The organism is Microbulbifer sp., from assembly GCF_051659245.1.
In the GTDB taxonomy this organism is placed as follows: Bacteria; Pseudomonadota; Gammaproteobacteria; order Pseudomonadales; family Cellvibrionaceae; genus Microbulbifer.
The window spans coordinates 1-15,087 of sequence record NZ_JBOFOC010000043.1; the positions used below are offsets into that span (position 1 = coordinate 1).

The following is a 15,087-nucleotide window of genomic DNA, read 5'->3' on the forward strand; positions in this document are numbered from 1 at the left end:
CATTGAGGGCGTTGTCTGCGGTGATGGTAAACAGGTCCCCGCCGGTGCTCCCCGCCAGGGCCGAGGCCACTGCATTCTGGATATTACTGAAGAGAATGGAGCCGGCGCTCAGCTGGTTGTCGGTGCCGGTGAGGCCGAGACCCGCTGCATAGGCACTGGCATCCAGGGTGTTGGTGCCGCCCAGAGCGTCCACAGAATCCAGGCCGCCAAAGGTCATGCCATTGGTAGAAACATCGCCAGATGCTTGCAGAACAAAGCTTTCATCAGCGCCGGTGCCAACCAGTCCTCCGTTTATCGCGGATAATGTCTCCACATTGGTGAAGGTAATACCGCTGTTTATTGCCTCATTATTGGAACTCGTCAGTGTCCAGTCGGCATCTGCAACGCCAGTAACACTATCGCTACCCAGTTTGGCATCAACACTGCTGATACCGCTAAAGGCGATATCATTACCCGTCAGCGCATTGGTGCCGGTGACAACGAAAGTATCGGCACTGTCCGAACCTTCAAGGCTGCCGCCACTTACCGACTCTATGCCCGAGAAGCTGATACCACTGGTCAGCGCTTCACCGCTGTTGCCGGTCAGGCTTACCAGCCCCAAGGCTGTCACCGTGTCACTCCCGGCACCGGCACTGACGCTGCTTAAGCCGGTGAAGTCGATACTCGCAGCACTGAGAGCGTTATCGGCGGTGATGGTGAAAAGATCCGCACCGAGGCTGCCTGCCAGCGCCGTGGTTATCGCATTCTGGATATTGCTGAAGATTATGGAGTTGGCGCCCAGCTGGTTGTCGGTGCCGGTGAGGCTGAGACCAGCCACAAAAGCGCTGGCATCCAGGGCGTTGACGCCGCCAAGGCCATCCACGGAACTCAGATCACTGAAAGTTATGCCGTTGGCACCGACGCTGCCATCCGACTGCAGTACAAAGTTATCGTCGCCAGCACTACCGCTGAGGCTGCCGGCCGTAGCGCTCTCGATATTGCTGAACAGAAGTGCGCCGGCGCTGACCTGATTATTGTTCTCAGTCAACTCCAGGCCATCCACATAGGCGCCGGCATCGAGAGTGTCGGCGCCGTCTAACCCGTCTACACCGATCAAACCACCGAATTGCATTCCGTCTGCAACAACTTCGCCCGTGGCTGTCAGTGCGAAGCCGTCGTCTCCCGCGGTGCCGATCAGCCCCGCGTTATTCGCATTCACCTCTTCCGCACCAACAAATGTGATGCCACTGCTCTCAACCCCGCCGGTACCATTCAGAATCCAGTCTGCGCCGACACCGGTAACGGTATCACTGCCGGTACCGGTATCCACACTGTCAACGGCATCAAAAGAAATATTTCCGGCCAGGGTGAAGGCGTTATCGCCATCAATGACCAGAACATCATCCGCTGAAGACAGAGTAAAACTATCCGCCCCTGCACCACCGGCAACCTGGCCAGCCCCTGAAACCGTTACACTTCCCAGACTATTTGTAGATCCTAGCCCCTCAGTGCCGACAGCTAAAGAAAAGTTATTGACATCAATGCTGCCACTGTTGGTTAAAGAGCTACCGGCAATCATGGACAGATCGCCGTTGGCAGCAGAGATGGTTACCCCACTTTCAATCTGTATATTGCTGAATGAGTTCAGCGTGAGTTCCGTGGCTGTGCCCCAGGTCAGATCGCTGGACACACGGATACCGTCCGCGTAGTCGGTATCCGGATCCCCGTCATCCGTAATCGTCTGACCAGTTGCGAACGCCGTATTGGCGTCACTGACTATAATCGTGACATTGTTGGATTCCAGCGCGGATTCAAGAGTAGTAGTCGAAACGCAGTTCGTAGTACAGGTATCGGAAATATCCAGCCAGCCGGGATCCAGCAGCCATTCACCGGTCTCTCCACCGGCGCGACTGAGAGTGGATACGTACAGTTCTTCCTGGTCGAGACTCAAAGTGACCTTGCCTGAGGTTTCGACAAAGCCCCCGTCACCCCCCAGCTCACCGGATTCCGCTCGGATGCTACCGGCGAAATACGTGCTGTCATCAGCCCAGACGATTACCTTGCCGCCGTCGCTATTGCCAATGCCACTGGCAACGATTTCGGTCTCGTCGGTAACGGTTGTGGTCTCGGCATTGCGGACCTGGCCATTGGCCCCCTGGTAGTCGCCACCGATCAGCACCTCTCCACCACCTCCAGTGCCGCTGGCATCGATATGGCCGGCGACCACAACCTGATCGCCCAGTACCTGTACCTGGCCACCCTCTCCGGCAGCACCCCGGGCACTGATGCGACCACTGTGTATGGCGCTGTCACCCTCCACGGCGACTTCGCCTCCGTTGGTACCGGACACGTTCAATTCGCCGCTGTTGACCACACTCGAGCCGGAACCGAACAGGCGGATCTTGCCCCCGCTGGTGTCGATACCCCGAGCACGAACGGCACCCTCATTATTCACAGCGGAAGTAAAGAGGTCACCGGAGACTTTCGCCTCCATCAGCACCTGCTTGCCGTCCAGCGAGCCCTTGTTTAATACCGCGCTATCTACGCCCAGTTCGTTCTCCATCACCTCCTTGGTGATCTTGATCCCGATCAGGCCGTCGGCGTCGAAAGTCAGGACGGCTTCGTCGGCCGCCGTCAGACTGACCAGGTCGGCGCTGATCAGGCCGGTGGCCGCATTGGTGACCTGCTTGCCCACCAGTGCCGCACTGGAGGCATTGATCACCCCCCGGTTGACCACATATCCAGCGCTGCCCGACTCGCCCTTGAAGGCGAAGTTACCGCTCATAAAATCGTTCGGGTCCATATCCAGGCCGGCCGCGGTAATGGCACCGACGTTGATGGTGGCAGTCTCGGTAAACAGGACCCCGCGTGGATTTGCCAGTATCACATTGCCGTTTGCTTCTATGGCACCGCGGATCTCGCTCGGACTCTGGTCGAGAATTCGGTTCAGCACTATCGAGGAGGAATCAGGCTGCAGGAACTTGACCAACTCCTCTTCGCTCAGGTTGAAGGAGTCCCAGTCGATAGCCAGCAGATCAGTCTTCTGGTCGATAATGGTCGTCAGATCCTTGGTATCAATGGTGCCGTCGCCACCGACCACCACGCCGCCTTTCGGCGCAGCGTATGCGGCTGGAGCGGCGATCTGGCTGGCCATCAGTCCTGCACAGGCCAGTTGCCACAATTTGATGGCCGAAGTGAGTTTTTTCAGTTCGAGCGTCATTTTTTTTGCTTTCATACTGGTACCTTGCGAAGAGCTTCCTGCTCCAACAGCGGTCGATAGAATGGGAGTCAGTTAAAAGAAGAATGAGAAATCTGCATAGATGGTCGGGTCGTCCGGGTCGTCGCCGGTGCCTTGAATCGAGGACTTGGACATGGTCGGCCAAGCCAGCGATACCTGACCGGCAAAGGTCTCCTGCCAGCTGAACTTGAACAGCAGCCCGGCGCCGGAAAACGCACTCCAGTCATCGTTCACCTTCTCTCCTTCCGGGCTTACTTCGTAGTTGTTGAGGACGCCGTAGCCCCCGTCGGCGATCAGCGCCACCTGGAGAATATCGTTGAGGCGGTTGCCAAAAATTCTCGGGTTGATCGCGTCCGGGAAATCGAAGTACCACTCCGCAGAAAGCAATCCCGCCTGATCGGCAGAGAAGTCGCGCACATCGAAAGCGCGCACGCCACTGGCTCCGCCCAGGGAAAACTGCTCGAAAGCGGGCAGGCTCTTGTCGCTGTATTGCCAACGGCTCTTGAGAATCAGGCGCGACCGCGTGTCGGTAAAAGGTATGGGTACAAAGATCAGCGAACTGGTATCGGCGGCGAACTTTGCAAATTCGCCGCCGCGAAGCGGCTCGACTTCATTTTGATGCTCGCCGTACTGTAACTTGGCATTCAGGATGTTCAGCATCCGTACGGCACCGCTCGACAGGCTATCCATATACAGCCCCAACTCACCGCCGTAGACGTGATCTCCCGGATCCGGCAGCTCGATAATGGCTTCCAGGTTGGACTGTTTGTCGGTCAGGCTGAATGTACCAGTCAGGTTGAAATCCCGCGAACGGCGAAATTTGTGATCCAGGGTCAGGGCGTAGCTCTCATTGACACCGGTAATTTCCAGCAGGTTGATAATATTATTTTCATCCTCGTCATCGCGCAGGGAAAATTCATTGTAGTCGGCGGAAAACTGCAGGCGGGTGCGAGGTCCGAACAGAGGCAGGCTGTAGCGGAACTGGCCGAGATCAGATCCGAAGCCCGAGAGATTTTCTGTTTGATAGGACTTCAGATAACCGACCGTCAGTGCATCGCCAATACCCAACGGGTTCAGCCAGTCAACCGAGGTAAAGGCGCGTTGGTCCCCGGTAAAGATGGAACCGTGATTGTCGAAGCGGACTACCGCCTTCCAGGAGTTTTCGTCGCGGACCTTGAAATTCAACCTGGTTTCACCGGGATTGTCGCCGGGACTGAAGTAGCCGGTGATATTGAGGGCCGGCAGGTCGTTGAGCAGGTAGAGTCCCTCTTCGATATCTTCGTGATTGACCAGTTTGCCGCGCTGGCTTTCGAAGGGGGCGGCCAGCTGTTCCAGGGAGTAGTTGTTGTTGCCTTCGGCGGCGATCTGGCCCAGCAGACCCTCCTGGACGACGAGGGTGACCACGCCGTTTTGCACTTCCTGGGCGGGCAGCTGTACCTGGGCGAGGAAGAGCCCCTGCTTGCGATAGAAGCGGGTGAGCTCCGCGGCGATCTCCTCCAGGTCGCCGTAGCTGAGGCCGCGCTCGGCATTTTGCTGGTCGATGATATTGCTGAGGCGGCGCAGCTCGGCGGGACCCAGGTCTCCGGACTCGTAGCGCAGGTTCATGCCGTCGAGGGTGAGGGCGAGTTCTTCCAGCTCGTCGGCGGTGTAACCGCTGGCGAGGAGCTGGTCTTCCTTCATGAATTTTATCCGCAGCCCTTCGGCGAACTGTTCCACGGCCTCTCTGGTGATACCAAATTCCGGGTATTCCTTCAGGCGATGAAAGCGGAATTCCCTTACTGTGATGCGCGGGCCGCGGTTGCGCTGGGAGACTTTGGGGATTTCGGTATTGAGGTTGGGGTCCTCGCTGCGGGTGCGGTGCTCGAAGTCGCGGGTGACGTCCTGCTCGTTGATGGTGGGCGCGTCCTGGTCGAAGGCGGCACGGACGCGGCTGCGAAAGCTGGAATCCCCTTCCTGGGCGTTGAGACAAGGCGCGGCCAGCAACAGGCTGGCACCGGCGACGGCCAGTCGGTTTTTACCACGGGTATTCATACTCCTCCCTACAAATTTTTGTCACTATTATTTTAGCGCCCGCCGGCCTGCTTTTGATTTGTGCGCAGTATTGGCGTTTTGGAATCAGTCGAAATTGCGAACGATACGGAACCCGGTGAGCCCGTCGGCTTCACCGCTGTGGAAGCGTTTGGTGGTGACCAGACAGCGGCTCATGGCATCGTCGCGACTGCCGCCGGCGGCCATCAATTTGCCCTCGGGGCCGAATACCCACTCCTGCACGTTGCCCACGGCGTTGACGATGCCGAAGGCGTTGCCGGTGCCCGCTCTAACGGCCAACAGTTCAGTACCCTTCTCAACGCCCCCGTATTTGAGATAGCAGTTGCGGTCGGCGACCTCGGGCTCGCCGTTGCCGCTGGCGGCGGCAAACCATTCCCGTTCGCTGGGCAGGCGGTAGTCGTAGCCGGTCTGGGCGCTGAGCCAGTCGAGGTACTCTTCCGCCAGGGCAACAGAGATATTGTTGACGGGCAGTGTGTCCGGGCCGAGCTCCAGGCCCTCGCAGTGGCTGGTGACGCTGCAGAAGCGCTTGAAATCAGCGTTGCTGATTTCGTATTTGCTCACCACCAGTGCTTTGCGAGTGTCGCCATTGACGACGACCATGGTGGGGCCTTTGCTGCCGTCTTCGAGGCGGTCGGCGCAGGTGTAGCGGTCGCCCCGGCCGCCGCTGCCCGGTTGCAGGTGGCCGCAGTAGTCCAGCTCGAAATCCTGGAGCAACTGCTGTTCCGGCAGCAGCGCGCGGGCCTGTTGCAACAGGGGCTCGGTGCGCAGGGGATCTTCCGCGGCAAGGTCTTTGATGCAGCCGTTCAGCTCTTCGGCCAGTACCGGGCGGATTTTCCGGGCCTTGGCGGCATCCAGTTGGGCAAGCGCAGTGAGCTGCGGGGAAACGCCGCCGACATTCATATCGAAGCGGCAGCGCAGGGTGGTTTCCATTTCGCCGATGATGGCGTTGAGCTGGCGCTGCTTTTCCTGCTCCGCGCGGCGGCGCTCTTCCGCCAGCTCCTGCTGGCGCAGGCGTTCGGCTTCACGCTCGGCGGCGAGGCGCTCGGCTTCGAGACGCGCGCGCAGCTCTTCGCGCTCCTGGTCTACCTGGGATTTGATCGCGGCGGTTTCGTTGGATTCGCCGTACCAGTTGGCGGCGCTGGCGAGCATGGCATCCGCCTGGTCCAGGTTGCCGAGATTGAGCTGACCGGTAGCGGCGGCGACGAAGAGCTCGTAGACCCGCTGGCGTGAGGTGTCGAGGTAGCTCTCATCCCCGGGATTCAGTTGCGCGTATTCATCCAGCTCTACCTGGAGGTCTTCTTCCCAGGAGGGGGTGAGAGTACTGAGGTCAATCAGACGGCCAATGGTCTGGCGCTTGTCGGCGATTCTCCGCTCCTTCAGCTCTTTCTGCAGCTTCTGTTCCAGCTCGATTTTTACCCGCTGCTGCTCGGCGACGTTTTCCCTTTCCTGGTGGTTATAGACAACCCCCGCCCCCACCAGCAGAGCGGCAAACGCACCGCCCAGAACCCACTTCCAGGTGTTGTTGACATAGAATCGTTGGACAAACTCCTCCACCGTGGCGGTGCGGTCCCGCCGCTTGAGGGCCAGCGCGGATTCCAGCGCGCGCCACTGGCGGCGGCTCAGGGACCTGATCCGCTCCGGCCTCAACTTCTGTTCCCAGGCCTTGTCCGCGGGCGTCTTACCGAAGGGATGACGGCCGGAAAACAACTCGTAGGCGACACAGCCCAGCGCGTAGACATCGTCACTGGGTGCGGGCTCGCCACCCTGCAGCATTTCCATGCTGGCGTAGGCCGGGGTCAGGGCTCCCAGGGTGCTGGCATCGAAGAGGGTTTTCTCACCGACCTTGCTGGCGATACTGCCCTCCGAAACCGCGCGGGCGATGCCGAAGTCGAATACCTTCGCCCCCTTCTTCTCGGTTACGAAAATATTACCCGGCTTGAAGTCCGAGTGGACGATGCTGTGGGAGTGCGCGTAGATGAGGGCTAGGGAGATATCCTTCAGAACACTGCAGGCGAGTTCGAATTCCAGGCCCACATCGGCGTGCTCGCGCAACAGCTTGTCGAGCGGCGCCCCCTCCAGGAACTCCATGGTCATGAAGACCCGCTCGCCCTCGCGGTCGAAGTCGTAGACCGTTACGATGTTCGGGTGCGCCAGGGTCTGCGATTTGCGCGCTTCGCGCTGCAATGAAATGAAGGCGTCGGGGTGCTGGCGGAAATCGTCGTTCAGCAGCTTGATGGCGACGTAGGGCTCACTGTCACTGGCTTCCACTTTCCGCCGGTCCAGGGCCTTGTACACCGCCCCCATGCCGCCGACCCCGAGCAGCTTGTCCAGCTCGAAGCGGCCCTTGATAACCGTTTTGGTAACAGCACCGACCCGGGAGGAGGAGGGCTCGAAGAATACGGCTTCGCGAGCCGGCGTGGCTATTCGCGTGGCATCCGGGTCCCGGGAATCAGGCTTCAATACGGTAGCGTCGGCGGCGAGATCCGCAGCAGAGGGAATAAGGCCGGGATTGCTCCCAACCGGCGGGTGATCGTTAGACCCGGTGTTGTCACGGCCGACAAATACCGTCGTATCGCTGTCATCGCGCGTCTTGTCAACCGGCTTGGCTATACGAGTCTTGTCGTTCAAACCCACCTCCATGGAGAATGCCTATAGCATGTCCGGATGCCGTAGGTAGCCTGTGAAAGTTCTGGTATCTAAGAGCCTGTTTGCGATCTACGGTGCTGCACGTCCAGCCCGGGTCGGGAGGGGTGCCTCTTTCAGGGACACGGGCTGGGCGCCCCCTTAAATACGTCCCTGTACGCTCGTAATCGGCATCCCTGCCTCATACGGTCCCGAAAAGAGGCACCCCTCCCGACCTGGAAAGTTCTTCGCGAGATTCTAAACAGGCTCTAGCTAAATCTAAAGAGGGAACTGCAGAAGTAACGGCGGATTATAGCGGACGGGGGGGCACAGCAACAATGATACCTATCACAAATCACACCGGGACCAGGTCGGTAAGATCACCCCAGCCCTCCTTTTCCGGACTTTTCGCTCCAGCCAAAGCCTGTGCACAACCGGGTCAAAATTTTTTTCACAGAAATTGGGGTCTGAGTGGAGAGCTTGCCCGGACATAGCCTGAGCCTCCTCACCATCACCGCACGAACACCGCTTTCAAGTAAAGATGCCGCCTCCAAAAATAGTGCCAGAGTGAATTTTGCCGGAAGCGTCACAACTGCTGCCGACAAACAAGCTTCGCCAGCCCAGAAATTCGTGCCAGAGTCAATTAAATTATTGAAAAACATGGTTTTTTTTTCCATATCACTCTGGTTAAATGCCCCCAGCTGCCATTGCGGCAAGCCCTTAACTACTGCGTTTCGCGGTGGTAAAGGAATCACCACCCATGTCACGGACCACATAACCACGAGGGATTTTCCATGGCTATTTACATGAACTTCAACAACAAAGCACCGAAAGGTAACGTAACCGCCAAAGGTTACGAGGACTGGATCGAAGTGGACAGCTTCAACTTTGGTGTCGGCCGCGGCATCAGCATGGAAGCCGGCGCTATGGCGAACCGCGAGGCTTCACGCCCGAGCATCAGCGAAATCACCGTTACCAAGCGCATCGACGCCGCTTCAGGCGGTCTGTTCAAGGCCTCCGTTTCCGGTGACGAGGGCGTCAAGGCTGAGATCCACGTAGTACAGACCGGAGCCAACGCCGTAGAGAAGTACGCGGTTTACGCCCTGGAGGACTGCATCATCTCCTCCTACAGCATCAGCGCCTCTGCAGGCGGAGCGCCGCAGGAGTCTCTGTCCCTGAGCTTCTCCAAGATTGAAGCGGACCTCAATCACGCAGACAAAACCAACAAGAACCCGAAAAATATGCGCGTGGGTTACGATCTCACCACCGCTACCGTGCTGTAAGCAGCTTTTTCGGTTCTCACCGCAGGGGCCGAGTGCCTGCAGCCAAAAGCTGCGGGGGCTGTGGCCCCTCGGTGTTTCTTCCCCCCAGGGAAATACACGGCAGGGCTCCAGGGATTAGCCATGTTTTTGGATGTTGAAAACAGACAGGGCGTTCGCTATCGCGTAAGGGAAGGATGGTATCATCCGCCGTTCCTGCCACAGGCTTTTGCAGAGAGCAATGTCGACCTTCAACTGCTCTTGAGCTTTGACGAAGCGGTAATCGAGCAGATTTGCGATAGATTCCTTCGCTTCGAACAACGGCTTCCCGATCCCACCGGCCTGCATTATCGCGACCGGCCTGAAGACCACCACCCGTTGGACCCCTATGCGGGTGCGCCGGCCGGCGTCACCGGCCAACGCAGGGATATCTACCGCGCCCTGGCCGATCAGCGCCTGATCATCGAGGAAAATTCCCTCGGTGATGACCAGTTGGCGGAAGAGCAATCCGCGCTGGCAGCCCAGATTCGCAGGGGCCTGCAGCAGATCGTCGCCGAAGAGCGGGCCGAGGCGGCCCGCATCCAGGAAATGCATGAACAGCGCAACGCACTGGAAAAAGCGGGCGCTTACATAAAGCGCTACGCCACCGGCTTCGGCCAGGCGGCCTGGGGCCTGGGGGTCTGGGTCAAGGACGTGCTCGAAGTGGCAGCCGTGATCAGCCCCGCCCGTCAGGCATTCGCCGCCGCCAACGCCGCGGTCGACTATATCTACCACGACAAACCCCTGGAGGAATCCGGCCGGGAGTATCTGGCCGACGTCAAAAGGGAAGTGGTCGATGTACTGGGTTTCGATCCCAGTGCGATCACCCAGGAGCAACTGCGGCAGGCTTTCGAAGTTGCCGAATTGATTTACGACGATCCCGACCTGCGCAGCGCTATCACCCAGTTTGCCAGGGACTATGTCGGTGCCCAGCACAGTCTGGAAGTAAGCGAATTCGCCGGTGGCGGCGTGTTTGAAATCGTGCTCACCATCGTACTGGCGGCAGTAACCGGAGGCGCCGGCGCCGTGGCGGCCTTGGCCAAGAACGCGCGCCTGATCGCCCGCTTCGAACGCATCGGCGAACTGATGGTGCGCTTCGCCCGGCTCAAGAAGCAGCGCCTGAGACAGATGAGAACCCGGGGCGCACAAACCCGGGGCGCCAGCTTCTCCGACCTGGAATCCGTCGATGCCCCCGCCCCCCAGACGACGGCCCCGCAGCCGGCGCGCCAATCGAACGCTGCGGATTCCGGCAACGCCGGAAAGGGCGACGGCGCTGCCGACAACAATAGTCGCGCGGACAACAGCAACGAGCCAGACAACACCAACAGCGAGACCGGCCACAACCAGAACGGCGACAGCACCCAGAACAACGAAACGGCCCTGGAAGGCGGCGAGCCCATCAACCTGAAAACCGGCGAGGAGCGCCTCACCCTGGTGGACGCGGTGCTGGACGGCCCCCTGCCCTTCACCTTGGCGCGCACCTACCGCAGCAGCAACCCCAAAGATTTCGGCATGGGTCACGGCTGGACTCACACCCTCGGCGAGCGCCTGGAATGGCGCGGCAAAGGCAAGCCGCTGCACTTCCACGACGCCGAGGGCCGGATCATCGCCCTCCCCGCACCGGGCGCCAGCGGCCGCAGCCACAATGTGGTGGAAAAGCTCAGCCTCACCCGCGTCGACGACGATCACTGGATAATCGCCCCCTACGGCGCGCCGAATGGAGTGCAGAAACACTTCAAACCCGCCGGTGCGTTTGCAGAACATCTCTCCCTGGCGGAGATCCGCGACGGCTACGGCAACTTTCATCGTTTCCACTATGTCGACGAACGCCTGATCTGCGTCGAGAGCAGCCTCGGCGAAGCCCTGCACATCAGCCCGCCCCGGGGCAACGCAAATCTTGGCCGCATCGGCGAACTGAAGAAAGAAACCCGCGACGGCCGCATCGCGGCCCTCGCCAGCTACCAGTACAGCGACGAAGGCGACCTGATCCAGGCCACCGATGCCGACGGCCACAGCGAGCGCTACCGGTACCACTGCCACGTCATCAAACAGCGCACCCTCAAGAGCGGCTACAACTTCTATTTCGAGTGGGACGCCGAGGGCCCCGGCGCCCGCTGCCTGCGCCAGTGGGGCGACCCCATCGACGGCCAGCCCACCTACAGCTACCAGTTCGACTGGGATGACGACCGCAGGGGCGTCACCGTCACCGACACCCGCGGCGGCCGGGAGCGCTACCGTTTCAACGACCGCGCCCTGCCCATCTACCACCGGGGCGCGGAAGGTGCCGAAACCCTCTACAGCTACAACGCCCTCGGCCAGTTGACCAAGGTCCAGTTGCCCAGCGAGGAGGGGCTCCCCCGCGAGGAACATTACGAATACGATTCCTACGGCCGCCTGATCAAAAAGACCGACGCCGCCGGCGGCGCGCACCGTATCGAATACAACGCCGAAGGCCTGCCGGCCAAAATCACCGACCCCGCCGGCCACTCATGGGAACGCCGCTACAACAAAAACGGCCAGGTTACCGAGAGCATCGACCCGCTCGGCAACGCGACAAAGTATGCCTACAACCCCATCGGCCTGGTGGGCAGCGTCACCGACCCGCTCGACAACACCACCCGCTACCTGTGGAGTCCGCAGGGCAAGCTCAGTGCCGTACACGACGCCATGGGCCGGTCCCGGCACTACCGCTACGACAACGCCCAGCGTCTGGTGGAGATTCGACAAGGGGCACAACAGGGCTCGGAGCAAGGTGGACCGGGCCAGAGCACCCGCTACGAGTACGATAGCCAGGACCGTATCAGCGCGGTAATCGCGGCGGACGGCGCCCGCACCCAGTACCGCTACAACCCCCAGGGCCTGGTGGCGGAAATCATCGATCCCGAGGGCCGCAGCACCCGCTACGACTACGACGGCCTCAGCCAGGTATGTGCGCGCACCAACCCCGACGGCAGCCGCCTCGAATACCACTACGACGGCGAGCGCAACCTGACCGGCCTCACCAATGAAAAGGGCGAGCGCTACCAGCTCAAATACGATCTCAGCGAGCGCCTGGTCGAGGAGGTGGGCTTCGACGGCCGCACCACCCGCTACGCCTACAACCGCGCCGGCCACCTGATCGCCAGCCGCGCCGTCACCGATGCGGAGACAGGCCGGGGCATAGACACCGCCTTCGAGCGCGACCCCTTTGGGCGGCTATTGCGGGAAACCACCCCCGACGGCGTAACCAGCTTCCGCTACAATCGCGCCGGCCAATTGATCGAAGCGGAAAATGCCTATCGCAAACTGCGCTGGGAATACGACGCCTGCGGTCGCGTCACCGCCGACTGGCAGGACCAGGCCAAAATCAGCCACCGCTACGACGCCGCGGGTAACCGCACCGCCAGCACCCTGCCGGACGGCGAAGAACTCAAGCTCGCCTACGATCCCACCGGCCGATTCCAGAGCCTGCACCGCATAAACAACGGCACCGAACAACTGCTCGCCGCCATCGAACGCGACGACCAGGGCCGCGAGATCCAGAGACAGCACGGCAACGGCCTGACCAGCGAACGGGACTACGACCCCCAGGGCCGCCTGCATAAAATGCGCCTCGGCAAAATCGCCGGTCCCGTGGAAAATCCGCTGCACGAGCGCAGTTACCACTACAACCGCAGCGGCCAGATCAGCCAGATAGACGACAGCCTGCGCGGCAGCCGCCACTATCACTACGACGCCCTCGACCGCCTCACCCAGGTGGACGGCCCCAACCCGGAACACTTCGTCCACGACCCGGCCCACAACATCCTCGCCGCCGCCGGCAGCCCGGAAGAGGCCAGGCAACAGGCGGGAGAAGCCAAAGTCAGCGGCAACCGCCTCGCCTTCCGCGGCGACACCCACTACCGCTACGACGTACACGGCAACCGCATCGCCGCCCTGCGCGGCAAGGGCCGGAAGCTCCAGACCCGCTACCACTACAACAGCCGGCAGCAGTTGGTCAGGGTCGAACAGTTCAAGGTAAAAGAAAGCGGAGAGGAACAACTCCAACGGGAAACCCACTACCAATACGACCCGCTGGGCCGGCGTGTCGTCAAAGCGGGTGGCGAAAAGCGGGTAGAATTCCTGTGGGACGGCGACGTACTGCTGCGCGAAACCACCCGCGATGCCGACAGCGGCCAAGACCTCAAGGCGCGCACCTACTACTTCGAGCCCGGCACCTTCAAGCCCATCGCCCTCAGCGAGAACGGCGAGGTCTATCACTACCACCTCGACCACCTGGGCACCCCCGATGCGCTGACCAACAGCGAAGGCGAAATAGCCTGGAGTGTCAGCTACAAAACCTACGGCAATGTGGCCATTGAGCACTGCGACCGAATCGAGCAGCCGATTCGGTTTCAGGGGCAGTACTTCGATGAAGAGAGTGGGCTGCATTACAATCGATTTAGGTACTATGATCCGGACGTTGGGCTGTTTACTACTCAAGACCCGATTGGGTTGTTGGGCGGTGTCAATAATTATCAGTATGCGCCTAATCCGGTGGGGTGGATTGATCCGTTTGGATTGAGGTGCAAGGAATTAGACCCCTACGCAGGTGTTAAAGAAGCATCCAAAAACCTACAAGAAGCAGGTGTCCCAAGGGTATATAGAAAGCAAATTATCGACTCTTTCGAAATAGAAACTATCAATCCTCGTCAAGCAGGTACTAGCGAATACGGGACCAGATATTTTGACTCTGAAAATGCCAAACCTGATGGGCGCTATCTTTTCGAAACGTTCCCCGCTGATCGACAGAGCCTTGCACTTCCGCCTGATTGGAATCAGATGGAAGGTTTAAAACAATGGCAAATAAGGCCAGGCGCTACAATTATTGAAGGCAGAGCTGCAGCTCAAGGTCCAAATTATCCAGGAGGCCAGATCCAAAAATACATCCTTAATCCTTCAACTGACTTACTGGAGCCTGGGACGTTATAATGAACAAGAAAGGCATTTCTAGATGTTCAGCAAAACTTAATATCGCCATAGAAAAGATTGGCCAGGAAATTGATTTAAATGGCCAGTCTCTAGGTGGCGCCAGCAGCTTAGAACAACTAAAAAGAATACAATCAGATTTGCTGGGGATGTTAAAGAGCTTGGATGACGACTCTGTCTCTTGGGATTATATTGGCTTCGGAAGGTTAATTGTGGATAGCTGGCCCATGAATTCTGATTTAGGGGCCACATTGTTAGAGGCTGAACAGGAATATAAAAAGCTGCTCAGGGGATAAGCAAAGGTTTAATATGGCTCATTTAGTTAAAAAGTCCCCAAGCCCAAAAAATCTGTCAAATTAACTTTTGATAGAGAAATCCATTTTGGCCCGATGATTTTTAACGAATTTCGATGGCTTTGAAATTGACGAAAATTTAGACTCAATTACTGAAGACTTGTGCTGGAGTGATGACGAACACTATTTAGCTGTGGTTGAAGTGATATACGAAAAATCCACCGACACAAATACAAGCAGGCTTAAACTTATAGACACCCACTCCGGTAAAGTAAGTACAATTGATGCAAAGAAAGGGAAAATAGTCCCAAAGTCCGTATCTAATTCTGGTGACATTAAGTATTAAAAATTAGCGGAACAAATATTTTTACACACAGAGCGCGGGGGGGGGCGCAGGCCTTACATTTCAAGTGCGCGCGGGGGTCAGGCCTAAGTGCGCGCGGGGGTCCATGCGCGCGGGGGATCAGGCCTTACATTTCACACAGAGAATTGTGCTTTGCTAGCGTACCAGTTGCAAAATGCAAGGCCTGACCCGAATGGCGCTGACTTAAGCGTAACTAATTGAAAGATAAGAGGAATTTTAGAGATTCATAAAAGAAGGCTGGTTCCGTGATAGGCTAATTGCGCCTAAACAAAACACCAACCACGGAGGGCCAGCCTG

General features: G+C 58.8%; 7 protein-coding genes. 3 read left to right on the forward strand and 4 right to left on the reverse strand.

Annotated features, from left to right (window positions below; translation table 11 throughout):
• The 4 genes from ACRC0P_RS04705 to ACRC0P_RS04720 form a co-directional block, all read right to left on the reverse strand.
• A partial coding sequence (locus tag ACRC0P_RS04705; RefSeq protein WP_438628628.1) for a two-partner secretion domain-containing protein occupies positions 1–3,214 on the reverse strand: 3,214 nt, incomplete at its 3' end.
• A 57-nt stretch (positions 3,215–3,271) separates the two neighbouring features.
• Positions 3,272–5,248: a ShlB/FhaC/HecB family hemolysin secretion/activation protein gene (locus ACRC0P_RS04710; protein WP_438628629.1), complete on the reverse strand. Its 1,977-nt coding sequence runs from the start codon at positions 5,246–5,248 to the stop codon at positions 3,272–3,274.
• Between the two features lie 84 nt (positions 5,249–5,332).
• On the reverse strand, positions 5,333–7,894 hold the full coding sequence (locus tag ACRC0P_RS04715) for a protein kinase domain-containing protein (protein ID WP_438628630.1): 2,562 nt from the start codon (positions 7,892–7,894) through the stop codon (positions 5,333–5,335).
• Between the two features lie 374 nt (positions 7,895–8,268).
• The gene (locus tag ACRC0P_RS04720) at positions 8,269–8,565 is read right to left on the reverse strand and encodes a hypothetical protein (protein ID WP_438628631.1); all 297 of its coding nucleotides are present in this window, start codon (positions 8,563–8,565) and stop codon (positions 8,269–8,271) included.
• Positions 8,566–8,682: 117 nt separating this feature from the next.
• Between ACRC0P_RS04720 and ACRC0P_RS04725 the strand changes: the two genes are divergently transcribed.
• The 3 genes from ACRC0P_RS04725 (at position 8,683) to ACRC0P_RS04735 (ending at position 14,429) form a co-directional block, all read left to right on the forward strand.
• Entirely contained in the window at positions 8,683–9,171 is a 489-nt protein-coding gene (locus ACRC0P_RS04725) for an Hcp family type VI secretion system effector (protein ID WP_438628632.1), read from the forward strand.
• A 120-nt stretch (positions 9,172–9,291) separates the two neighbouring features.
• Positions 9,292–14,136, forward strand: a complete 4,845-nt coding sequence (locus tag ACRC0P_RS04730) for an RHS repeat-associated core domain-containing protein (RefSeq protein ID WP_438628633.1) — start codon at positions 9,292–9,294, stop codon at positions 14,134–14,136.
• Positions 14,136–14,429, forward strand: a complete 294-nt coding sequence (locus tag ACRC0P_RS04735) for a hypothetical protein (protein WP_438628634.1) — start codon at positions 14,136–14,138, stop codon at positions 14,427–14,429. Before ACRC0P_RS04730 ends, ACRC0P_RS04735 begins: the two co-directional genes overlap by 1 nt.
• Positions 14,430–15,087: the final 658 nt, after the last annotated feature.

Excerpts from the sequence above, each read along its gene's own strand:
- ACRC0P_RS04710 (WP_438628629.1), bottom strand. The coding sequence starts at position 5,248 with ATGAATACCCGTGGTAAAAACCGACTGGCCGTCGCCGGTGCCAGCCTG.
- ACRC0P_RS04730 (WP_438628633.1), top strand. The coding sequence starts at position 9,292 with ATGTTTTTGGATGTTGAAAACAGACAGGGCGTTCGCTATCGCGTAAGG.
- ACRC0P_RS04720 (WP_438628631.1), bottom strand. The coding sequence starts at position 8,565 with ATGGAAAAAAAAACCATGTTTTTCAATAATTTAATTGACTCTGGCACG.
- ACRC0P_RS04735 (WP_438628634.1), top strand. The coding sequence starts at position 14,136 with ATGAACAAGAAAGGCATTTCTAGATGTTCAGCAAAACTTAATATCGCC.
- ACRC0P_RS04725 (WP_438628632.1), top strand. The coding sequence starts at position 8,683 with ATGGCTATTTACATGAACTTCAACAACAAAGCACCGAAAGGTAACGTA.